At 68.2% G+C, this 21,630-nt stretch carries 23 protein-coding genes; 14 read left to right on the top strand and 9 right to left on the bottom strand.

Annotated elements, in window-relative coordinates:
• The first annotated feature begins 102 nt into the window (after positions 1-102).
• From ACFXJL_RS07215 to ACFXJL_RS07200, 4 genes are all read left to right on the top strand, one after another.
• Positions 103-495 (top strand): hypothetical protein, encoded by a 393-nt coding sequence (locus ACFXJL_RS07215; RefSeq protein WP_384690019.1) that lies wholly within the window; start codon positions 103-105, stop codon positions 493-495.
• A complete protein-coding gene (locus ACFXJL_RS07210; protein WP_384690016.1) occupies positions 495-1,133 on the top strand; it encodes a hypothetical protein in 639 nt (212 codons plus the stop codon). The genes ACFXJL_RS07215 and ACFXJL_RS07210 overlap by 1 nt, the downstream gene beginning before the upstream one ends.
• Before the next feature lie 180 nt (positions 1,134-1,313).
• A complete protein-coding gene (locus ACFXJL_RS07205) occupies positions 1,314-1,679 on the top strand; it encodes a DUF6086 family protein (protein ID WP_384690013.1) in 366 nt (121 codons plus the stop codon).
• Positions 1,680-1,910: 231 nt separating this feature from the next.
• A complete protein-coding gene (locus ACFXJL_RS07200; RefSeq protein ID WP_384690010.1) occupies positions 1,911-2,672 on the top strand; it encodes a colicin immunity domain-containing protein in 762 nt (253 codons plus the stop codon).
• 611 nt (positions 2,673-3,283) lie between these two features.
• On the opposite strand, the gene ACFXJL_RS07195 is transcribed toward ACFXJL_RS07200, so the two are convergent.
• Genes ACFXJL_RS07195 through ACFXJL_RS07180 form a run of 4 tightly spaced genes read right to left on the bottom strand, consistent with a single transcriptional unit; the run spans position 3,284 to position 7,018 of the window.
• Positions 3,284-4,477, bottom strand: coding sequence for an ABC transporter permease (locus tag ACFXJL_RS07195; RefSeq protein WP_384690008.1), 1,194 nt, complete (start codon positions 4,475-4,477; stop codon positions 3,284-3,286).
• Positions 4,474-5,295, bottom strand: coding sequence for an ABC transporter ATP-binding protein (locus tag ACFXJL_RS07190; protein ID WP_384690005.1), 822 nt, complete (start codon positions 5,293-5,295; stop codon positions 4,474-4,476). The genes ACFXJL_RS07195 and ACFXJL_RS07190 overlap by 4 nt, the downstream gene beginning before the upstream one ends.
• Complete coding sequence (locus tag ACFXJL_RS07185; protein ID WP_384690002.1) at positions 5,292-6,371, bottom strand: peptidoglycan-binding protein; 1,080 nt, start codon at positions 6,369-6,371, stop codon at positions 5,292-5,294. Before ACFXJL_RS07185 ends, ACFXJL_RS07190 begins: the two co-directional genes overlap by 4 nt.
• Positions 6,368-7,018, bottom strand: coding sequence for a hypothetical protein (locus tag ACFXJL_RS07180; protein ID WP_384690000.1), 651 nt, complete (start codon positions 7,016-7,018; stop codon positions 6,368-6,370). The genes ACFXJL_RS07185 and ACFXJL_RS07180 overlap by 4 nt, the downstream gene beginning before the upstream one ends.
• Before the next feature lie 134 nt (positions 7,019-7,152).
• On the opposite strand from ACFXJL_RS07180, the gene ACFXJL_RS07175 reads away from it, so the two are divergent.
• The 9 genes from ACFXJL_RS07175 (at position 7,153) to ACFXJL_RS07135 (ending at position 16,662) form a co-directional block, all read left to right on the top strand.
• On the top strand, positions 7,153-7,848 hold the full coding sequence (locus ACFXJL_RS07175) for a response regulator (RefSeq protein WP_384689998.1): 696 nt from the start codon (positions 7,153-7,155) through the stop codon (positions 7,846-7,848).
• Positions 7,845-9,374 (top strand): HAMP domain-containing sensor histidine kinase, encoded by a 1,530-nt coding sequence (locus ACFXJL_RS07170; protein WP_358876756.1) that lies wholly within the window; start codon positions 7,845-7,847, stop codon positions 9,372-9,374. The genes ACFXJL_RS07175 and ACFXJL_RS07170 overlap by 4 nt, the downstream gene beginning before the upstream one ends.
• Positions 9,371-9,865 (top strand): GerMN domain-containing protein, encoded by a 495-nt coding sequence (locus ACFXJL_RS07165; protein ID WP_358876757.1) that lies wholly within the window; start codon positions 9,371-9,373, stop codon positions 9,863-9,865. The genes ACFXJL_RS07170 and ACFXJL_RS07165 overlap by 4 nt, the downstream gene beginning before the upstream one ends.
• A 739-nt stretch (positions 9,866-10,604) precedes the next feature.
• Positions 10,605-10,865: a hypothetical protein gene (locus tag ACFXJL_RS07160; protein ID WP_358876758.1), complete on the top strand. Its 261-nt coding sequence runs from the start codon at positions 10,605-10,607 to the stop codon at positions 10,863-10,865.
• Positions 10,866-11,088: 223 nt separating this feature from the next.
• On the top strand, positions 11,089-12,360 hold the full coding sequence (locus ACFXJL_RS07155) for a cation:proton antiporter (protein WP_384689993.1): 1,272 nt from the start codon (positions 11,089-11,091) through the stop codon (positions 12,358-12,360).
• A 586-nt stretch (positions 12,361-12,946) separates the two neighbouring features.
• Positions 12,947-13,150 (top strand): cold-shock protein, encoded by a 204-nt coding sequence (locus tag ACFXJL_RS07150; RefSeq protein WP_008743748.1) that lies wholly within the window; start codon positions 12,947-12,949, stop codon positions 13,148-13,150.
• A 359-nt stretch (positions 13,151-13,509) separates the two neighbouring features.
• Entirely contained in the window at positions 13,510-15,003 is a 1,494-nt protein-coding gene (locus ACFXJL_RS07145; RefSeq protein WP_358876760.1) for a DEAD/DEAH box helicase, read from the top strand.
• Between the two features lie 180 nt (positions 15,004-15,183).
• Positions 15,184-15,498, top strand: coding sequence for an SCO5918 family protein (locus tag ACFXJL_RS07140; protein WP_384689989.1), 315 nt, complete (start codon positions 15,184-15,186; stop codon positions 15,496-15,498).
• An 825-nt stretch (positions 15,499-16,323) separates the two neighbouring features.
• Positions 16,324-16,662: a MerR family transcriptional regulator gene (locus ACFXJL_RS07135; RefSeq protein ID WP_358876762.1), complete on the top strand. Its 339-nt coding sequence runs from the start codon at positions 16,324-16,326 to the stop codon at positions 16,660-16,662.
• A 91-nt stretch (positions 16,663-16,753) separates the two neighbouring features.
• Here ACFXJL_RS07135 and ACFXJL_RS07130 read toward each other — a convergent pair whose 3' ends face one another.
• Positions 16,754-18,247 (bottom strand): toll/interleukin-1 receptor domain-containing protein, encoded by a 1,494-nt coding sequence (locus ACFXJL_RS07130; protein ID WP_384689985.1) that lies wholly within the window; start codon positions 18,245-18,247, stop codon positions 16,754-16,756.
• 161 nt (positions 18,248-18,408) lie between these two features.
• Here ACFXJL_RS07130 and ACFXJL_RS07125 point away from each other — a divergent pair, with 161 nt between their 5' ends.
• Positions 18,409-18,855 (top strand): HIT domain-containing protein, encoded by a 447-nt coding sequence (locus tag ACFXJL_RS07125; protein ID WP_358876764.1) that lies wholly within the window; start codon positions 18,409-18,411, stop codon positions 18,853-18,855.
• A gap of 15 nt (positions 18,856-18,870) precedes the next feature.
• Here ACFXJL_RS07125 and ACFXJL_RS07120 read toward each other — a convergent pair whose 3' ends face one another.
• From ACFXJL_RS07120 to ACFXJL_RS07105, 4 genes are all read right to left on the bottom strand, one after another.
• On the bottom strand, positions 18,871-19,326 hold the full coding sequence (locus tag ACFXJL_RS07120; protein WP_384636708.1) for a hypothetical protein: 456 nt from the start codon (positions 19,324-19,326) through the stop codon (positions 18,871-18,873).
• Positions 19,327-19,722: 396 nt separating this feature from the next.
• Positions 19,723-19,920 carry a ferredoxin gene (locus ACFXJL_RS07115; RefSeq protein ID WP_384689980.1) on the bottom strand — a complete coding sequence of 66 codons (198 nt, stop codon included), beginning with the start codon at positions 19,918-19,920 and terminating at the stop codon, positions 19,723-19,725.
• Positions 19,921-20,079: 159 nt separating this feature from the next.
• Positions 20,080-20,826: a class I SAM-dependent DNA methyltransferase gene (locus ACFXJL_RS07110; protein WP_384689977.1), complete on the bottom strand. Its 747-nt coding sequence runs from the start codon at positions 20,824-20,826 to the stop codon at positions 20,080-20,082.
• A 132-nt stretch (positions 20,827-20,958) separates the two neighbouring features.
• Positions 20,959-21,261 carry a hypothetical protein gene (locus ACFXJL_RS07105; protein WP_384689974.1) on the bottom strand — a complete coding sequence of 101 codons (303 nt, stop codon included), beginning with the start codon at positions 21,259-21,261 and terminating at the stop codon, positions 20,959-20,961.
• Positions 21,262-21,630 lie beyond the last annotated feature (369 nt).

Below are 21,630 nucleotides of genomic sequence, written 5' to 3'. Positions count from 1 at the left end.
GCCGGTGTCCGGCGCGCCCCAACTGTGAGTCCCCATGTTCTCTGGACGTTCGACCGAGCCCTGGGGCAGGCTCGGTTGGAGGCGACGTTACGGGGGTTCGAAGTGAGTACCGAGCTGACCGATCGGATTGAGGAGCGACGAGCCGGGGTCGGCGATCCCCGTGCTCTGGTCGGGGAGTTCCGCAGGGCCTTGCTGCTGGTGCCGTTCGAGGGCGGGGGTTTGTGGACGGCCTCACTGAGTGGGGTGAGGTGGGTGTGCGCCTTCACCGATGAAGAGGCGTTCGCGCGGTTTGCCGCGGCTCGGGGTGAGTCGGGGCGGGAGTGGGAGTTCGCCGAGTTGCGTGGGGCGCGGTTGCTGGACGAGATCGTGCCGGCGATGGGAGGGCCGGCGGGGGTGGCCGTCAACATCGCGGATCCGGAGGGGGCGATGTTGTTTCCGCCGGTGGTGGGGATCGTCCCGGACACGGTCGCCGTCGACGAGGGTGGGCAGGGCTGATGAGCGGCGCGGAGGATCTGAAGTTCGATGCGGAGTCGATCCGCAAGGTCACCGAGGGTCTGCGGGCGGCAGTCTCCGAGTTGCGCGAGGTGGGCACCGGTACGGGCTCGGTGCTGGGCAAGGGGTTCTCGGAGCTGGCCATGACCGGGATGGAGGCCGGGCATCACGGATTGTCGACCGACTTCGAGGACTTCTGCGAGCGCTGGGAGTGGGGGGTGCGCGCGCTGATCCAGGACGCCAACACGCTGGCTGCCGCCCTGGGGCTGGCTGCGGGACTGGTGTGGGAGGAGGACCAGTACCTCAAGGGCACCTTAAAGATCGTGGTGAATGCCGGTGTCGGCAATCCGCACGCTTCCGAGGACGAGATCGTCAAGCAGAACTGGGGCGATCTGATGACCCCCGACTATCTCAGTCCTGACTACAGCAAGGAGTCCTTCGAGCGCGCGCAGGAGGAAGGTGTCCAGGTGTGGAAGGACACGGGCCGGGCCCTGTTGACGGAGGGCAGTGGCGGACGGCAGTCACGGATCTTGAACGACATGTTGGGTGTGGATCAGCAGGAGTTCGACCGGGCAGTGGATGACCAGTTCGGGCCCTCGCCCGAGGAACGGGCGCAGCAGCAACAAGGCGGGGGGAGCTGACGGTGGGTTTTGGTGATTTTGTCAGTGATATCACGCCGGATGTGGTGTGGGAAGAAGCCCCAATTGGGATCGACTTCGTCGCCCCGGCGCTACTCCTGAATTCAGAGGAGCGGTAGAAAACGCTGTCCAGACCTGGCAGCAGAACAATCCTGGAGTCGACGTGAGAACAAGGTGGGCCGGATGAGTTGCTATCTAGCGATCTCGGGTCGGGATGTATGGAACCCCTCCAACCGAGTAGCTGAAATCTTCATCGGCCATGCACATGTCGTCGCTCGCGCCTACTCGATGGAGTCCGGAATCGGAGAAATCATCGATGATGAGTGCGAGATCGATCACCGACTCTTCCTGGAATTCATCAGGTCGCTTGTCACCAGTCATGAAGGATCGAAAAATCACACCCTGAGGGAACTCCTCGACGGCGTAATCGCCGTGGGTCTGGTCCTTTTGGCGCGCGTCGGGGATTCACTGGACGGTGTGGGCATCAAGGAACAGGCGTACTGGCAAGAGCGCTCTGCGCGGATCGCAGCGGGTATGCCTCCAGGGTGAGCCGGCGGCTCGGGGCGAGGTCGGGACGGGTTCGGCAGTCGGTACTGCGGGGCACGGAAGACCGCCTGGCCTCGGCAGTCACTTCCGACGGTACGCACTGCACTATTCCCACGCCCCACTGGGACGGCGCACGGCGGAACACCCGAACATCGCCGAAGGAATCATCGACAAGGGGTTCTTGTGGTAACAGGAGAAAGCCTTCCGAGCGGCGACGAAAGGAGCTTCTCTGAAGTGCTTTCCAGCCGCGGCGAGTTTTCTGAGGATTGGTTGTCCCGTGGCAGCAAGAGCATCGTACCCGTAGCCGCCGGAAACCGCCTGGATCAGGCTCTTATTCGGCGTATCGTCAAAGGGTGTCAATCGCAGAGGGTAGATGACATCATGATCGCCACCGTAGAAGAAGGGCTCACTAAGCGGCCTCGCCGCCTTTCCGGTCTGGGTTCAGCAGCGGTCAGCCTGGAGGGGGTCGACCCACCCCTATTGGTGGCACCATCTGATCTATCTGGAGCAATTCTCTTCCCTCAGCCCGGATATGCGCTCGTGGCAGGCACCTCACAATTTCTTCATGGCGCCACCCCGGAAGGAATAGACGCGGGCCGCGCCCACTTCGCCCGCTATGCCCGTGCGGCAGGCCGCAAGTATCCTGCGCTGCATGACGTGGCCAAGTCGCTGCCTGTTCGACATTTTGCCTGGTCGCACGTAAGAGACCTGCCCGCAGGCACAAGCGCATATCAGCAGGTGGAGTTGATGCGTGCGTTCGTAGCCGGCAACTCCACGGCGCCGGATTTCGCCCGCGCCTGGCTGGACGCTCGGCGCCTCTCACAAAATAGCGGCGAAAGGCTTCGCGAGCCCATCGTGACAGCTCTCGACCATGTCTTCTCACTGCTGGAAGACTTCGCCATCGATCCGACTCTCCAGGAGCCGGGAGACTTGACGGACAGCGAGTTGAGGCAAGGAGTGCACGATCTCATGGAGCAGTCCAAGGCATTTGAGTGATACTTCACTAGATATGCCGCGACTATGGGGTTCGCTCCAGAAGTCGCCCCCCTTCTGAACTCCTAGTTCTAGGGACCAACTCACCTCCATCACCCAATGCCAGCTTCCCTGCTAGCCCAACGGAGTAGCTATTACTCTGACCTCGACCCAACTAGTTGAACTGATCCGCCAATTGACAGATCCGGATTCCACACAGCGGGAGATGGCTGCCGATCGCGTTCCCGACTGGTTGGGGAGCTATTCGGAGAGTGATGTCCGGATGCTCGCGGAAGTCATCTCAACAACCGCGACATGCGAGCACGATCTCAACGTCATGGAAGCTCAGCTCAATGCCCTCGTAGAGTTGGGGTCGAGTGGGTTCGGGGGTCCGGAATACATGCCCCGGCTTCGGGAAATGGATCTCACTCGTCTCCCTCGAAATCTCGTCGAGTACGTGGAAGACCTCCTGGAGACCCAGTGATCCGGATGTCCCAGAGAAGGCCATCGGAAATCCAAGGGCCATCTGTCTCCTTTCCCTAGGTCGAGAAGAGGACTAGAAGCGTCAGTCTGGTGCGCGAGGGGGCCGACACCGCGCGTTGATTCTGATGCCCCCCTCGAAGGATCCCGCCCCCTCACGTCCCGTTCAGTGCCACCGTCGGATGGAGGCGGGAGGCGCGGATCGCCGGGTAGAGGCCCGCGATCACGCCGATCAGGAGGGTGGCCGCGAGGCCACCCGCCAGGGACCAGGGCGGGACCACTGTCGTCCACCCCTGGGCCTGTGCGAAGCCGTACGTCGCCGTCGCGCCCAGGAGTGCGCCCGTGATGCCGCCCAGGCCCGACAGCAGTAGTGACTCGGTCAGGAACTGGAGTCGGATCGCATTGCGGGTCGCGCCCAGCGCGCGGCGCAGGCCGATCTCCTGGCGGCGTTCCAGGACGGAGATGACCATGGTGTTGGCGACTCCGACCCCGCCGACCAGGAGGGCGACCGCGCCGAGGCCGAGCATCAGGGTCGTCAGGCCCTCGTTGGTCGCGGCCTTGGCGGCGAGGGCGTCCGAGGGGCGGGAGACCTTGACGCCCGCCGCGTTGCCGGGGCTGATGGTGCGGGGCAGGATCGCCCACACATCCTCGACCGAGGCGTCCGTGGAGCGCTCGAAGATGGTCGTGGGATGGCCGTCGAAGGCGAAGTGGCTTTCGGCGGCGGGGAATCCGACCATGGCGACGCGGTCCAGATTGGGGACCAGTTCAAGGGGTCGCAGGATGCCGACGACGACCACACGTGTGCTGTTCATCATGATCGTTTCGCCGGTGCGGGTGACTCCGAGGCGTTCCGCGGCCACCGCGCCCAGGACCGTCGTCGGAAGGCGTTCGCTGGCCGCATCGAGCCATGTGCCCCGGTCGACCTCGCCGCCGAGGGTGGACAGCAGGTCGACGCCGACCGCCTGGGCGATGACTCCTGCGCTGCGCTCCTCGGGCACCACATCACTGCGGCGGATCCGGGCGTCGATGTCGGCGGTGCCCGTGGCGTGTTGCACGGGACCGACGCGCTCGACCATCGCGACGGCGCTCTTGGGGAGTTTGATCGGCTTTCCGTTCTCGTCCTCGCCCGCCTCGGCGGTGAGGAGGTTGGTGCCGAGGCGGTCGAGTTGGGCCATCAGATCGGCGCGGCTGGACTCCGACAGACCGACGACCGCAACCATGGTCGCGATCCCGATGGCGATGCCGAGGGCCGAGAGCACCACGCGTGCCCGCCGTGCGCGCAGGCCGACCGCGCCGACACCGAGGAGGTCGCGGAGGGAGAGGCGGGAGGGCTTGAGGTCGTTCCTCATGAACCGGCCCCTTCCCGGGCGGAGGCGGAGTCCCGGACGGGGACCGATTCCCGACCGGGGACCGATTCCCGACCGGAGGCGGGGTTCCGGACGGAGGGGGAGTCCCGACCGGAGGGGGAATTCCGGACAGAGGGGGAACGCGAGTCCGAAACGATCTCGCCGTCCTTGAAGCGCACCCTGCGCGGCAGTGAGTCCGCGATGTCATGGTCATGGGTGATCACACAGATGGTGGTGCCGGCCCCGTTGAGTTCGTGCAGCAGTTCCATGACGATCTCACCGGACGCGGTGTCCAGCGCCCCGGTCGGTTCGTCCGCCAGCAGCAGCTTGGGGTTCCCCACCAGGGCGCGGGCGATGGCGACGCGCTGTTTCTCGCCCCCGGAGAGTTCGTTGGGCGTGTGCGAGTAGCGGTGGTCCAGTCGCACCTTGGCGAGCGCTTCGCGTGCGCGCAGTCGCCGTTCCTTCAGCGGTACGCCCGCGTACAGCAGCCCGTCGGCGACGTTGTCCACGGCGTCACGTCCCGTCGCCAGGTGGAAGTGTTGGAACACAAAGCCGATGTGGCGGGCGCGCAGAGCGGAGAGTCGGGCGTCGGAGAGTTCGGAGACGTCGTACCCGGCGACTCGGACGGTGCCCGTGGTGGGCCTGTCCAGGGTGCCCATGACATGGAGCATCGTGGACTTCCCGGAGCCTGACGGGCCGACGACGGCGACCAGTTCGCCCGCTTCGACGGTGAGGTTCACCCTGCGCAGGGCGTGGACGCCTCCCGGGTACGACTTGCTGGCGTCCCTCAGTTCGATCACCGTGTCCGCTGGGGTCGTCATGGCTTCGCCGCTCCGACCTTCATGCCTTCGCGCACGTCGGGCCCTGACACCTCGATCTGTCCGTCGGCGGTCATGCCCGCTTCCACCCGCACCATCCGTGAGGTGGTGCCCTCGATGATCTGGAGCCCGTAGCCGCCGTTCTCACCGCGGAGGGCGACGACCGCTTCGACGGGGACCGCGAGTACTCCCCTGCGGGCCTCGCTGACGAACTTCACGCTCGCCGGCGCCTTGGTGTCCTCACCGGACGCGGCACCCACACCGCCGTCGAGGACGACTTCCACGGTGATCCCCTCGGGGGCGGGTGCCGGGTCCTCGGCAGCGGCGTCTTCGGGGCGTACGGTCCCGGTGACCTTGCCGGTCACGGTCTTCCCGCTCGGCAGGGTGACCTCGACCTTGGTGCCGCTTCGGGTGAGCGCGCCGTCCTTCTGGTCCAGTTGTGCCCGTACGACGGGTTTGGTGGAGGCGATCGTCAGGACCGGTTCGCCCGGGGCGATCTGGTCGGCCAGCGCCGCATCGGCGGACGCCACCTTGACCTGGCCGGGTTGGAAGACGACATCGCCCTTGCCGACCCTGCCGGTGGTGTCGCGGTTGAGGGACTTCTGCCACTGCTTGACGGCGGCCTCGGTGTCCTTGTCGTACCGGACGTCGACGTACAGCTTCGATCCGTATCCCAGGTCGCGCAGATTGCGCTCCAACTGGAGCACATCGCTGCCCCGGTCACCCTCCTTCATCTCGCGGAACATCGGGACGGGCCCGTACAGGAGGGTGACGGGCTTGTCGTTCAGCTCGTACAGCGCCTGGCCCATGGTCAGGGTCTTCCCCTCGGATGCGGCCACGGTGACGGTGCCCTCGACGGCGGACTTGACGACGCGGCGCTGTGCGAAGTCGAGCTTGCCGTCGACGGTCTTGGACTGCACGAGATCGGTGCGGACGACGGTCGTGGTGCCGGGCGGCAGGTCGCCGCCCCTGCCGGAGGCGCCCGCGTCACCGCCGTCGCCGAGGAACAGAACGCCTGTGACGACCGCGCCGACGACGGTCACCGCGCCGAGCGTGAGAAGGGCGGTGCGGCGCTTCACTGCATGCCGTCCAGACCTTCGAGCAGCTTTGACTCACACGCCTTGCGGGCCTGCTTGTACTGCGGTGACTCCTCGTCGTAGGCCCGGGACATCGGGTTCGGCTGGCCGCCGGGTTGGGCGTTGCCGCCGCTCATGGTCGGGTTGGCGAACTTGGAGACGCCGTTGTCCCGCATGCACTGGGCGTGCGCGAGCATCGACTCGTACGCCTTCTGCTGGTCGATCTTGGGGGTGGCGTCCATCGCCGCCATGAGTTCATCGACGCAGGCACGGTTCTTGCCGCCCTTGATGCCCTCGTTGCGGCCGGGTTGGGAGCCGATCTCGTTGATCTTCGCCCAGTCGAAGTGGCCGCTGAGCTTGGGGTCGGGGAAGTCCGGGTAGCCGCCCTTGGCGCGCATGCACTGCACGTACGTCATCTGGGCGTCGTAGAAGGCGCTCTTGCCCTTGGCGCGGGTGTCCGGCTTCGTCTCGGTCTTGGCGGATGGCGCGGGCGCCGAGGTGTCCGGCACATCGGCGATGCCGTGGCTCTTGGCGCCGTCGGAGCTGTCGCCGCCACCGGAGCAGGCCACCGAGAAGGCGAGCACGGGAACGGCGATGAGGGCGGTCAGGCGCAGCCCGGCAGTGGCACGGGGAGTCGTCTTCTGGATCATGTCCACAACCCTCGCCGCCTCACATGATGGCGGATCCATCGCCACATGATGGGAACGTAACAATGCCTCCGACCTGCACATCGGTCCCTTGCCGGGGCAGCGGACCGGCAGTTTCGGTGCTCATAATCGACGGCATGCCGCATGTGTTGCTCATCGAGGACGACGCGTCCGTACGGGACGGAATGGAGCTCGTGCTGCGCAGGCACGGGTACGACATCGACACCGCGGCCACCGGCGAGGAAGCCCTGGCGCTGCTGGACCGCCCGAGCGGCGGGAAGGTCGAGTTGGTCGTGCTGGACCTGATGTTGCCGGGCCTGAACGGCTTCGAGGTGTGCCGTCTCATCCGGGCCAGGACCACAACGCTGCCGATCATCATGCTGACCGCTCGCGGCGACGACCACGACATCGTGACGGGCTTGGAGGTGGGCGCCGACGACTATGTGGTCAAGCCGGTCACCGCGACCGTCCTGGAGGCCCGCATCAGGGCCGCGCTGCGGCGGGCGGAACCGTCGGGGCAGGCCCAGCGCACGGACCTCGACTGCGCGGGGCTGGTGATCGACCGCGCCGGGCTGACCGTCACCAAGAACGGCACGCCGATTCCGCTGCCGCCCACCGAGTTGCGGCTGCTGTTGGAACTGTCGGCCTCCCCCGGTCGGGTCTTCAGTCGCGAGCAGCTGCTCGAATCGGTCTGGGACCACACGTTCCTGGGCGACTCGCGGTTGGTGGACGCGGCCGTGGGACGGCTGCGGGCCAAGATCGAGGACATACCGGCGAAGCCACGGTTCATCCAGACAGTGCGGGGCTTCGGCTACCGCTTCGGGCCGCTGTGAAACGCACCGGCCGGGCCGGGGGCGGTGGCGCCCCGAAGAGGTGGCGGCCTCGGCGGCTCGTCGGCGGGCTGCGGGTCCGGCTCGTCGTCACCTTTGTCGTCGTCGCCCTCATCAGCGCGGTGACCTCGACCGCCCTGGCGTACCGGGAGGCCCGTACCGCCGTTTTGCAGCGCACCCAGAACACTGCGGTGGACGACCTGCGCAAGCAGATCACCACGGTCGCAGCCGACTTCGACATACCGCCCGACAAGGGGTCGCTGACCCGGTTCGCGACGAAGGTGTCGAACGGCATCGGGGCCCGTCTCGTAGTCGCCCGCTTCCAGCACCTCTCCGCGGTCTCCGACTCGTCGGCGGATACCGAGGGGCGGATCACCACCGAGTTGCGCGCCGCCGTGCGGTCCGGAAAGGGCGCCAGGTTCCAGCGGGTGATGTGGCGGGAGGAGCCCTATCTGGTCGTCGGCATGCCCGTGCTGATCCACGACAGCGAGGGGCAGCAGCGCATCTCCGGTCTGGAGGTGTTCGCGATCACCGATCTGCGGGCCGAGCACGAGGACACCGCCGCCCTGTTGGATTCGGTGCGCGCGGGCATCGTGCCGGTGGTGGGGCTGGCCGCCGTTCTGGCACTGCTGGCCGCGGGGACGGTGTTGCGTCCGGTACGGAAGCTGGGCCGGGCCACCCGTGAACTGGCGGCAGGGGACCTCGGGAGCCGGGTCTCCGTCCGCGGGCACGATGAACTCGCCGATTTGGCAAGGACGTTCAACGAGACCGCCGATGCGCTCCAGACCTCCGATGCGGAACTGCGCGAACAGGAGGCGAAGGCACGTCGCTTCGTGGCGGACGTCTCCCATGAGCTGCGCACTCCGTTGGCCGCGATGACGATGGTCGCGACGGTCCTGGAGGAGGACGCCGACCAACTCCCGCCCGACGCGGCACGAGCGGCCCGTACCGTCGGCGCGGAGACGGCACGACTGGCACGGCTGGTCGAGGACCTGATGGAGATCTCCCGCTTCGACGCCAAGGCGGTACGGCTGAACGCGGCCGAAACGGACCTCGCGGACACCGTACGGGCGTCGCTGGCGCTGCGTGGCTGGACGGACCGGGTGCAGACACACCTCGATGAGGGCGTCCGGGCGGTGGTCGACCGACGGCGCATCGATGTGATCGTGGCGAACCTGGTGGGCAACGCACTGCGACACGGCGCGCCACCGGTCACGGTGACGCTCGGGACCGTGTCGACAGAAGCCGCAGCCGGTACGGAGACGGTGGAACTGGTGGTCGCCGATCACGGTCCCGGGCTGCCGCCTGAGGCCCGGGAGCGGGTCTTCGAGCGGTTCTACAAGGCGGATGCGGCCCGTACGCGCACTGCGGCCGACGCCAGTGGACAGGGCAGCGGCCTCGGTACGGCGATCGCGCTGGAGAACGCACGACTGCACGGCGGCACGATCGATGTGGCCGATGGTCCGGGGGGCGGCGCGGTGTTCGTCCTGCGGCTGCCCCTGCGACGCACGGGGGAGGGCTCGGAGTGAAGGTCCGGCAGGGGTTGGTGGTCGCCGCGTTGGGGATCGGGCTCATGGGGTGCGGTGTCCAGCCGACCGGGGTGGTGGACGCGGGCGAGCCCGCGTCGGGGCTGACGAGTGGGATACGGCTGTACTTCGCCTCCACCAACGGGCTGCGCGGGGTGTCCTTGATCGACACGGAGATCAAGGACCTCGCCTCGGTGATGAAACTGCTCGCGCAGGGGCCGTCGCCCACGGAGCAGCGCGACGGTCTCGCCTCCGTCTACGAGATCGAGGGCTACACGGTGACCGGGGAGGGCACCCGCGTCACACTGGACCTCTCCGGTCAGTACACGGGGTCGGGGCAGGACCAGGGCACCGGGCAGTTGGTGTGCACCCTGGCTCGCGCCCAGTCCGTGCTCGAACCGAAGGTCATGTTCGACGACGTCGAGGTCACTTTGGACCCCGAGGAGGGCATCGAGTTGGGCCCCTATCGATGCGCGGACTTCCTCAACGAGTAGGTAGGGGGGCGATGAGTTCACATCGGATTTCGCATCGGAGTTTGCATCGGATTTCGCATCGGATTTCGCATCGCCGTCCGTCGGCCTCCGTCGGCCTCCGTCGCCCCCGTCGATCAGTCGATCCGTCGGCTACGAAGGGCTGACGGCGAGCAACCGGTGCCCGATCCGGCGGTCGCCGATCCCCGGGCCTCCCTACACCCTCGGTGCCGATCGATCGATCGACCCACCGTGCCGCTCAGGCCACCGTCGCCGCGGCTGCGGTGTGTCGGTGCGACGCCCCCCCGTACGGCACGCAGCTCCTTTGCCCGCCGTCCACGAACGAGCAGCAGCGCGCGATCGACGCCGTGCGGGACGATGAACACTCGCTCCGAGTTGAGCCACGGGGGCGGCGGCCGAGGGGCAGGGGACGGGGGACGGGTTCCCGAACCGTGCGGACGTACGGGAGAGCACACGGGACCCTGCACCGGCCGTCGGGGCTTCAGTGCGGCGGCGGGGCGGCGCTCGTACTCGACGGCGGCTGGAGCACAATGCCCTGTCGGGCATTTCCGACAAAACACATGCATCCGTCGCGCGTCAAAGATCCCGGCCCCTGACGTCGGCCTCCCCGGACCGGGCAGCGGACACCACGCCGCAGGCGTCGCCGTGTCGATGTGCCGCAGCCCATGTGCCGCAGTCACCGAGCCACGGTCGATGAGTCGAGGTCGATAGGGCGCGCGGCCTGAGGAAAGGACCCCCCGCCTTGGAACCCGACGACTCCGCGGCACTGCCGAGGGCCGGACACGCCGAGGTCCGCATCGTCGCCGCAGCGCCCGAAACCGCCCGTGCGGTCGCCGAAGTCCTACGGCGCTGTTTCGCAGGAACAGAGCAGCGCAGCTATCCGGCTCCCGGCGGCGGCACGCGACTGCACCTCACCGTGGACACGGAGGCAGCGGCCGGGCCGGCCCGCACCTGGCTGGCCACCAGCAGACCGCCCTCGGGGACCCACGGCGAGGACGACTGACGGGTGGCCGTCGCACCGGGCCCTCCGCCGTGGGCCGCTTCCGCGCCTGGACGGTCCCACCGCCGCGGCGACCCACCGGCCCGTGCGTGGCAACCAGGGGAACGAGGAGAACCACCGGAGCGCCACCGCGCCCGGGACCGCATGCCTGGCCCAAGCTGACGAGACAGTGCTCGGCGGTGGGTTTCCAGGGCGGGCGGACACGTCGGTCCGCGGAGGAGGACCGGTGAATCCATGGGCCGTCATCGCCACGGGCGCAGTGATCGCCGGCTACGCGGCCGTGTCACGGCGGCTGGCCACCACACCCGTCTCCGGTCCGATGGTGCTCGTCACCTGCGGTCTGGCCATCGGACCCCTCGGTCTCGATCTCATCGATCGCGCCCAGGACGGTGAGATCACCCGTGCACTGCTGGAAAGCGCCCTCGCCCTGCTGCTGTTCACATCGGCCGCCGCGATCCGACGGCAGGAACTGCGCAGGGAACGCTCGCTGCCCGAGCGTCTGCTCATGGTCGGGCTGCCGCTGACCATGGCCCTGGGGTGGCTCGGGGCCTGGGCCGTGCTGCCCGGTCCGGGCATGTGGGAGCTCGCGGTGATCGGTATCGTCCTCGCGCCCACCGATGCGGCACTCGGACAACAGGCCGTGTCGGACGAGCGTGTCCCCGCGCCGGTACGCCACGGGCTCAGCGTGGAGTCCGGTCTCAACGACGGCATCGTGCTGCCGTTCTTCGTACTGGCCCTGGCCGCTGCCGGTGGCGGACACCATGGACAGGACGGGCCGCTGAAGGCTTTCCTCCTCGCGCTGGTGGCCAGCAGCGTCATCGGCCTTGCGGCCGGCTGGCTGGGCGCGGTCGTGCTGCGCGGGTCGGCCGCCCGACGCTGGAGCACCACGGGCTGGCGGCAGATCTTGGTGCTGGCCGTGCCCGCCACGGCGTACGCGCTGTGCGTCGTGATCGATGGCAGCGGATTCATCGGAGCCTGGGTCGCGGGCCTCGCCTTCGGCTCCGTGCTGCGCGGCGGAACACCGGCCGATCGCACCACGGCCAAGGACGGTGACGTCAGCCGCACGATCGAGTTCGGCGACCGGCTCGGCGAACTGTTGGCCGCACTGAGCTTCCTGCTCTTCGGTGCCGTGATCCTGGGGCCGGTACTGGAGCACGTCGACTGGCGGATGTCGCTGTACGCGGTGCTCAGCCTCACCGTCATCCGCATGGTCCCGGTCGCCGTTTCCCTCATCGGTGCGGGGCTGCGTCCGCCCACGGTGGCCTACGTCGGCTGGTTCGGCCCGCGTGGGCTCGCGTCCGTGGTGTTCGGGCTGATCGCCTTCGAAGCGGAGCTCCCCCACACGGACGTGGTCAGTGGCGTCATCGCCGTGACCGTCGGGCTCAGCGTCTACCTCCACGGCGCGTCGGCCGCGCAGTTGGGGGCGCAGTACGGAGCCTGGTACGCAAAGGCCCTGCGTCGCGATCCGGAGCTCCGGGAGAAGGGCCCGGTGTCGTAGTCCACGGTCGACGTGCCGTTCGGGAGCCTGCGACACGAATCACCCGTGCGGCCCCGGCCGGTTCGCCACCACCGAGCCGGATGCACTCCCGAAGTGGCGTCGCACGGAGCGGATCGCGCGCCCGGACGGAGGCTGTCGCCGGCCATGTCCCGTCCTCCGTGAAGAGTGCTCCGCTCGGCGTTGTCGCTGCTCAGGGCCGGTGCGGCGACATTTTGCGGAAATTCAGGAGGGCAGGGCCGGCAGCTGATTTTCGTCCCGGACGGGCCGGGCCCTTCGCAGAAACACTTCGCCCTGGGCGAGCCAATATCTATGACCGCGAGATGAGAAATTAACGCGAGGCGCGGTGAGAGTACCTCACACAAAAAGCAGCGCGAAATCATCAGCAGTGCGTTGCTGATGCCGTCATGCTACTGTCGATCTCAGTTGCAGTTGTGGTTCCCAAAATCTCAAGCACCCTCACCCGACTACTGCGACGGTGAGAGTGCTTTTTTATCTCCGGTCATTTTCCGGATGGGGCAATCATCGCGGCGACGCGGAGTCCGCACAGTGCTGGCTTCGGCGAACTGCCCCAGAAGGAGAACAAATAATGGCTGCTGGTACCGTGAAGTGGTTCAATGCGGAAAAGGGCTTCGGCTTCATCGAGCAGGAAGGTGGCGGCCCCGATGTGTTCGCCCACTACTCGAACATCGCCGCCCAGGGCTTCCGTGAGCTGCTCGAAGGCCAGAAGGTGACTTTCGACATCGCGCAGGGCCAGAAGGGCCCGACGGCTGAGAACATCGTTCCCGCCTGACGCTGACGCGTACTTCGTAGCTGGGGCCCGCATCCTTGGGGTGCGGGCCCCAGCTACGCGCATTTCAGGGCGTAGCCGCTCCCCAGGTGCCGTGAACGTCTTCCCGGCCGGGATTGAGATGGCTCCCCAATTCTGGGTGGACTCTTCGCCCACACCCCGGACCCAAGTCCGGCAGGACCACCATGGTCAACACACCGCCGCTTCTGTACGCGGCTCCCAAAGGCTTTTATGCAACTCGCGAGCACCCATTCTCCGATCGGGTCCGCTTTCGCATTTCATTCGGCTCATTCTTGCGATTCTCCGCGCCGCTCATTGCTGCGGGAATTCCTTGATACGTGCCGCATCGAGGAAGGTTCCGCATGAACCGCACACGCACCAATGACCGCTCCGCCCGTACTCGCACCAACAGTTCCGGCTCGGGACGCGGCGGAAGCCGCTCGGGCGCCCCGAGTCGCTCCGGCGGCCCCGGCCGTTCGAATGGTTCCGGCCGTCGGCCGGCCGCGGTGAAGCAGGAGTTCGCACTCCCGGTCACCGTCACCCCCGCGCTGCCTCCCGTCGAGGCGTTCGCCGAGCTCGACATGCCCGTACAGCTGTTGGCCGCGCTGACCGCTGAGGGCGTGACCGTACCGTTCCCGATCCAGGGTGCGACGCTGCCGAACACCCTCGCGGGCCGGGACGTCCTCGGACGCGGTCGGACCGGCTCCGGCAAGACGCTCGCCTTCGGCCTCGCGCTCCTGGCCCGTACGGCCGGCAAGCGGGCCGAGCCGCGTCAGCCGCTGGCCCTGGTGCTGGTCCCGACGCGCGAACTGGCACAGCAGGTCACCGACGCCCTCACCCCCTACGCCCGGTCGATGCGGCTGCGGCTGGCCACGGTGGTGGGCGGAATGCCGATCGGCAGGCAGGCCAGTGCGCTGCGCGGCGGGTCCGAGGTCGTCGTGGCGACGCCGGGTCGGCTGAAGGATCTGATCGACCGCGGCGAGTGCCGTCTGGACCAGGTCGCCATCACGGTTCTCGACGAGGCCGACCAGATGGCCGACATGGGATTCATGCCGCAGGTCACCGCACTGCTCGACCAGGTGCGGCCCGGTGGGCAGCGGATGCTGTTCTCCGCCACGTTGGACCGCAATGTCGATCTGCTGGTGCACCGCTATCTGACCGACCCGGTCGTCCACTCCGTCGACCCGTCCGCGGGTGCCGTCACCACGATGGAACACCACGTACTGCACGTCCACGGTGCCGACAAGCAGCGGGCGGCTACCGAGATCGCCGCTCGCGACGGGCGGGTGATCATGTTCTTGGACACCAAGCACGCCGTCAACCGACTGACCGAGCACCTGCTGAACAGCGGTGTACGGGCTGCCGCCCTGCACGGCGGCAAGTCCCAGCCGCAGCGCACCCGCACCCTGACGCAGTTCAAGACGGGGCACGTCACCGTACTGGTGGCCACCAATGTGGCGGCGCGCGGCATCCACGTGGACAACCTGGGTCTCGTCGTCAACGTGGACCCGCCCACCGACCACAAGGACTACCTCCACCGCGGCGGTCGCACCGCCCGGGCTGGCGAGTCGGGCAGTGTCGTCACCCTGGTCAGCCCGAACCAGCGCCGCGCCATGGTCCGTCTGCTGGCCGATGCCGGGATCCGTCCGCAGACCACTCAGGTGCGCCCCGGCGACGAGGCCCTGAACCGCATCACCGGCGCCCGGACCCCGTCGGGGGTCCCGGTCGTCATCACCGCCCCCGTGGTCGAACGACCCCAGCGCGACGGCGCCACCCCCCGGGGTCGCCGCCGCCGCGGCGGTTCGGCTCGCGGTCGCACCACCGCCCGGCAGTCCACCTTCCGCGCGGCGGCCTAGCATTCCTCTCAGCTCCGGCGGGAGGGCCCCGGGGTCCTTCTGCCGGATCAGGGACACGGCCCCGCACCTGCGCGGCGACCGTGGGCCGCTCACCCGGCCCCACGCTCGCAACCGACGTCCCTTCCTGCCGATCCGCCGCAACCGTGGTGGACATCCCCCTCTTCTGACTTGCGAGGCATCATGCGCTGCGTCATCGCCCGATTCCCGTTCGATTTGACCAAGAGTGGTGTGCTGGCGTCGATGAAGGCCATCAAGCCCGAGCCCGTCGTCGGCGAGTACGTGATCATCGGCCGCCGCCAGTTCCCCATCAAGCAGGTGGGCCAGGTCATCACCCGCCAGGACCGCCGCGACTTCAGCTCCGCCGAAGTGGTCCGGGCGATGATGCTGCTCGGCTTCACCTGCCGCGGCCTTCCCGAGGTCACCGCCAAACCGCCGCGCGGACTCACCTCGCTCCAGCGGGCATCCGCGATGCTCGGCACCCCCGTGTCCGTCTGACCTGCGGGGACTGAGTACAACAGAACACCAGCACAGCAAAGAGGGCCCGACCGGTGCGCACCGGTCGGGCCTTCTTTGTGCGTCACCGCACGGTCACCGCGTCCCGGCCCCGCCTGGCCCCGCCCGGTCCCGCCCGGTCCCGCCTGATCCCGCCTGATCCCGCCTGGTCACGGCTAGTCACACCGCGATCACGCCCTGATCCAGCCTGGTCACGCCCCGGCCCCGGTCCCCAGGCCCCGATCCGGGCCCCGGCACCTGCACCCTTCGAGTCGGATTCCTTCACTGTCGAGAGCGAGAAAATCTATCCTCGCCACAGTAGACATTGGGTGATCGCATAGCTATGGTTTCTCTCGTAGCCAAGGACGAACAGCCCGGCAGAGATGAACTGGCGGGCAGCGGTACGAGCAGTTCGCAGAGCGGTGCGGCAGTGGAGTTCCGAAGCCAAGCTCGGTGTTGACCGGCGACGGAACTGACGGCCGTACCAGGTGGCCCGCAGGATTCAGGGGCGCCGCAGCAGGAGCGCCGGTGCGCAGAGCACCGGTGAAGACACAGCGTTGAACCAGAGGAAGAGCGGAGGAAGAAGACGCCATCAGGATCGCCCGGGCGAGGAACACATACGGCCCGGGTCAGCACGGCCCAGGAATGGAAGGTGGTCCCCGGTCAGGCAGTCACGATCCCCTCACCCCTCCCCTCCTTCGAGGCGAGCGGGCGGAAACAGAAGGTCGGCGCAGCACTAGAGCCGGCTGATGGTGTTCAATTTCCTTCGGGGCCCTTGGTGCCACACGGCACCAGGGCCCCTCGACGCGTTCCCAAGAAGAGGTGCAGATGACAGCGGATGATTCGCTCGGCGGACGGCTGGACGACGATGACTACCCCGCCTACACGATGGGCCGGGCGGCCGAGTTGCTCGGCACCACCCCGGGATTCCTCCGCGCCATCGGAGAAGCCCGGCTGATCACCCCGCTCCGCTCCGAGGGCGGGCACCGCCGCTACTCCCGCTACCAGCTGCGCATCGCGGCCCGAGCCCGGGAACTCGTCGATCAGGGCACCCCGGTCGAGGCGGCTTGTCGCATCGTCATCCTTGAGGACCAGCTCGAAGAAGCCCAGCGCATCAACGCGGAGTTCCGCCGCGCCGCAGCCGCACCGCACGACGGGGTCCGCTGAGCGCATCCGCCCGGCCGGGCAGGCGCCCGGAGAGTGACGCGGTTCGGGTGACGCACGGTGTCCGCGGAAGACGCGGTTCCTTGAAAGGGCCCTAGTCGGGCTCTTCCTGGTCCTCCGGGCGGGGTGCGGGCCGGGTGGGGCGGGTGCGCGCCAGGGAGCTCAGTTCGGTCACGCGTACGGCGAGTTCCGCGACCCGGATTTCGGCCTCCCGGACCACCGTGGAGCGCAGCCACCGCTGTTGGCGGTAGGCGATCTCCATCGTGGCCAGCCCGAGTGCGCCGCTGAGCAGCGCCGCTATGACCGGGAGTGCGTACAGGCGCCCCGATCCGTGGCCGGCCACCAGGACCGGAAGGACCGCGGCCGTGGTCAGTCCGGTGTTGAGTGTCACCCACAGTGCGTACAAGCTGAACAGCCACGGCTGCTCCCGGCGCAACCACGTCAGTCGGGAGCGACCGCCTTCGGCGCGGATGGCCGCCAGCGCCTGTTCGAAGTCCTGGAGTACCCATTGCGCCTTCTCCCGTTGCTGCCGGCTCAACGGGTGCGACCAACCGCGGGCCCGTGTCTCCAGGCGCGCGACCGCCCTGCGCAACTGTTGTCGGGTGACGGGGGACGGGAGGGCGTGCGGCCAGTTGCGCCACTGCTCCGCCTCCATCCGCTGGGTGCGGAGGGAACCGGCGGCCGTGTGGGCGACCGAGACGATCACCACCAGCAACACCCCCAGGGCAGGCAGGATGCCCTGTTCCCGCAGGGTGAAGGCGCCGAGCAGCGCCAGGAGGACGAGTGCGACAGCGGCCAGATAGGTCCGTCGTACGTAGACGGTGTGGGGGACGGCCTGCAACTCGCGCTCCCAGTCGTTCACCGACCAGCGTGACACGCCCCGTACGGCGAGGACGGCGAGCACCGGCGCGCACATCAACAGCACCGACCACCCCGCTGCCATGAACGCGAGGGGTACGTCGGTCGCACCGTCCGGCCGGTCGGACCCCGGGTTCTCCGGCAGGTCGGCCAGTGTGCCCAGGACGAGGGCCATCAGGAGTGCGGCGGCCAGCGCAGCCGTGCCGATCCCCAGCCAGCGCCCCGGCGGGGGCTTGGGCGGCGCCGGGCAGGGGAGCGCCGTCCACGGTGACTTCACCGGGACCTCCAGAACTGCGCAGAGCTGCGCCAGGTCGGCGTGCCACCCGCTCTCCGAGAGGCTTTGGGCCTGATGCATCACCAGATCGGCCATGCTCTGGGGGAGTTGACTCGGCAGCGGTACGACCGCCCCGTCCAGCAACAGGGGGATGACGACCTTGCCGGCTGCCAGCGCCCCTTCGATCTCCCGGCGCACCCAGTCGTCGGCGCGGTCCAGCCGGCGTCGGCCGGATTCATCGCGGGCGTCCAGCCAGCCTTCGTGGATGACCACGAGGAGGACTTCGCAGTCCGCGAGTCGCTCGCGTAACTCGTCCGAGTACCGCCGTCCCGGGATGATCGACGAGGTGTCGAAGAAGACGTGGTCCGCGCCGAAGTGTTGGACGAGCCGCTCGCGGAGTTCCTGTACTACGGGAAGGTGTGGTCCCCTTCGGTAGTTGACGAAGATGCCGCCCATGCCGGTCTTCCTCATTCCTCGTGCCTCGCATCGCTCCTTTCCTGCTTGGTACCAGAGATGGGTGCACGGAGGATGCCGAACGGGGAGCATCCCCTGAAGGGTTGCACCGAACCGGTGCGGGCGGGGCGTCCGCTTGACGCCGGCCGATGAGGGGAGGGCGAATGGCCGAGTGCGCGTTCTGCGCCATCGTCGCCGATCCGAGCAGGGCACGAGTGGTTCATCAGGATGCCCATACGCTGGCGTTCTTCCCGCTGGCACCCGCGGTCCGCGGGCACACCCTGGTCATCCCCCGCTCGCATGCACCGGATCTGTGGGCCCTGGATGACGCCACGGCAGCACGGCTCACGCAGTCGGTGTTGAGGGTCGGCAGGGCGCTGTACGAGGTGCTGGCGCCCGACGGAATGAACGTGATCAACTCCGCGGGCGCGGCGGCTTCCCAGACCGTCTTCCACGTCCATGTCCATCTGGTGCCGCGCTGGCCCGGTGATGCCATGGGCAGCATCTGGCCGCCCAAGGCGAACCGGACGCCCGAGGAACACGGTGTGGACCGGGGGCTGGACGGACTGGCTGCGCGGATCGCCGAGGTGACCGGCTCCGGCCGGCCGTGAAGGGCGGAGCGTCGTTCACCGTGCGAGGGCGACGATCGCGAGGTCGGCCACGACCAGGGCGCCGTAGAACAGGGTCAGCGTCTTCGACATCGTCACCGGCAGCCAGGGAGTGCGCAGGAGGTAGGGCCCCACATTCATGGAGAGCATCTCGACGGTGCTGTCGGGACGCCGTGCGTCGTCGTAGAGATGGCGGAACAGCCGCTCCTGACGCAGGAAGTAGCCGTCGAGAAACCAGAAACACAACACGGGCACCAGACCCACCGCGGCGATCTGCCAACTCGGCCGACTGGCGGACACGGCCAGGAACGCCGCAGCGAGAGTCAGTGCCCAGCCTTTGACCAGGAACGAGTTGGTACCGAGGCGGGTGATGACCGCCTGGATGAACTCCAGATGTTTGATCCGGTCCGCTTCGAGAGGCACCCGCACCGGTCTGGTGATGCTCGCCTCCGGCTCTCCACTCAGTGCAGTCATAGGAAACGGCCCCCTCCGCCACGATCCGCTCATCGGATCGTAACCAGACCGGGGATTCATGCGCCATGCGGCAAATGCCTCAACCAGGCTTTTCCAGAGTCGAGTTATGGATTTCGAGGTGCCGCGACACGGTTCCCGTGGCGGGCCCCAGGGCGTCTCTGACCGGCCACGCGCCTACCGGGCCGGCTTCCGTGAACTGCTCGGCCGCTCCGCCCCGGTGGAGCGGAGTCGAGTGGCCGGGGAGGAAGGGGCTCGAAGGAGCAGGGAGCCGCTCTCCACTCTCCGGGTGTCATCCGCTCCACCCGGGGTGCTCGATCGTCGGTGGCCCCGGTGCTTGGCCGCCGCACGGCTCGCTCACATGGGCGCCACGGTCCGTCCGTACGGGCACCACAGCCATCATGGTTCGGGGAGCAGGGAGATGGCCTCCACCGGACAGGAGTCCACGGCGTCCTCCACCTCTTCGTCCGGTTCGCCCGCGTCGGGCAGAATGCGTGAGCGCCGGTCGTTCCCCAGGGCGAAGTGTCGCGGAGCGGTCGCCGCGCACAGCCCGGACCCGATGCAGACATCCCGGTCGATCTCGATGCGTTGTGACATCAGCCTCACCACCCCATCGGCAGCGTACGGGGTGCACGGGCGGTCAGACCCCGCGTCCAGTCGGATCGGCCTGTTCCGTGTCGGCTGGGAGAGTGACCGGTCAGCCCGACGATCACCGCTTGGAGTTGGAGTCGGGTACGACGCATCTCCATCGGCCGGTCACTCACGGTGGCCGCGTTCGTAGACGGAGACATGGTAGGAGCTGCCCTGGCCGAAGGGCGCGCCTTCCCAGTCGCCCCAACGTTCCTTGAGCCTGAGGCCGGCGCGGTCCGCCATCAGATCGAGTTCGCCGCAGCCCGCGTAGCGGAACTCGACGTGCATGTGTCGGGTCACACCGTCCGCATGGATGACGTAGTGCGAGCGGTACCGCTGTGCCGATGGGTCGAGCTTGCGGTAACACAACACCATGTGGTCCTCGCCCTCCATCACCACCTCGGGGCCGGTGGCCACCGCGAGGGCTTCGGGTACATGGGCGTCGAAGACGAACACCCCTCCGGGTGCCAGGCGTTGGGCGACCCGTTCGAAGCAGCGTGCCTGGCTCGCCTGGTCGGGTAGTTCGGCGAAGGTGCCCCCGGCGAGGAAGACCAGTGAGAATTCCCCGGTGACGGGGACCTCTGCGAAGTCACCCATGGTCACCGGTATCTTCGTGCCGCCCGGTTTGGCCCGGAGCCGTCGGACCATGGCCTCGGAGCCGTCGACGCCGTGCACGTCGAAGCCGCGTTCCCGCAGGGGCAGGGCGATCCGTCCGGTGCCGATGCCGAGTTCGAGCACGGGGCCGGGCCCGGCGAGCCCGGCGAGTGCGGCCACGGTTGCGCCGCTGGTGCGGCGTTTGCCGAACCAGCGGTCGTAGTCGTCGGCGAACTCGATGGCGTACCAGGTCCGTGAGGTGGGGTGGTCGGGGTTCATGGGCTCCTAGCCGAAGGGGTGTGGTGGGCCGGAATCGGTACGGGAGGGCAGTGGGCCGGCTCCGGGGGCGAGCACGCGCACCACGGCGTACGCCCGCGTCCCGGGCGGGCTTGGCGGTGGTCTCGACGGTGATCACCTCACGGCCGGTGTGTCGGGTGAGGAGGGCCAGCGGATCTGGTCCGGTACCGGGTGCCCCGCCTCCCGCAGCTCGGTGAGGGTGCCCACCGTCTCGGCGGCGGCTTGCGCTTCCCGTCCGGCCATCACATTGCCGAGCCGCTCCAGCAGTGCACCGCGGAGCCGCTTCAGCAGTGCACCGCGGGCGCCGGCGGCCACCCGCTCACGGCGGTGCCCGGTGGCGCTGCCCACGAGGACGGGTGCGCCCCTGGCCGCGTTGGTGGCGCCGAACGCGGCGGATCGGGCGGCGACCCGGGCCATCACGACATTCGTTGCGCCAGCTCTCTGGTCCCAGCTCTCGCGTCAGGGAGGTCGACCATCAGCGCGAACTCGGGCAGTTCGGCTTCCGCTACCTGCTCGATCTCTTCGTTCTTCGAGACTCCCTTCGCCTGCCCCGGACCACCACCGTCGGTGGGAGCCCACTGGCGGCCCCATCGTCGGCCAAGCCGCACCCGACCGCCAGGGTGCCCATGGGCGCACAACGACTAATGGACTGTGTGGAGGCGTCCTGAATACGCCTTGCCAGCCACACCGGAGGGAGTTCTTCCGTTTGATGGGTGTCGCCCGGTCCTGCGAAGACCGCGCACCCGCCCCGGTCCTCACGAGGGCACGCACAGCCCGAGGTGCGCT

Source organism: Streptomyces sp. NPDC059256, assembly GCF_042753785.1.
Classification (GTDB): domain Bacteria; phylum Actinomycetota; class Actinomycetes; order Streptomycetales; family Streptomycetaceae; genus Streptomyces.
Note: the sequence above shows the minus strand (reverse complement) of the source record. Positions and strands in the feature narration are given on the sequence as shown.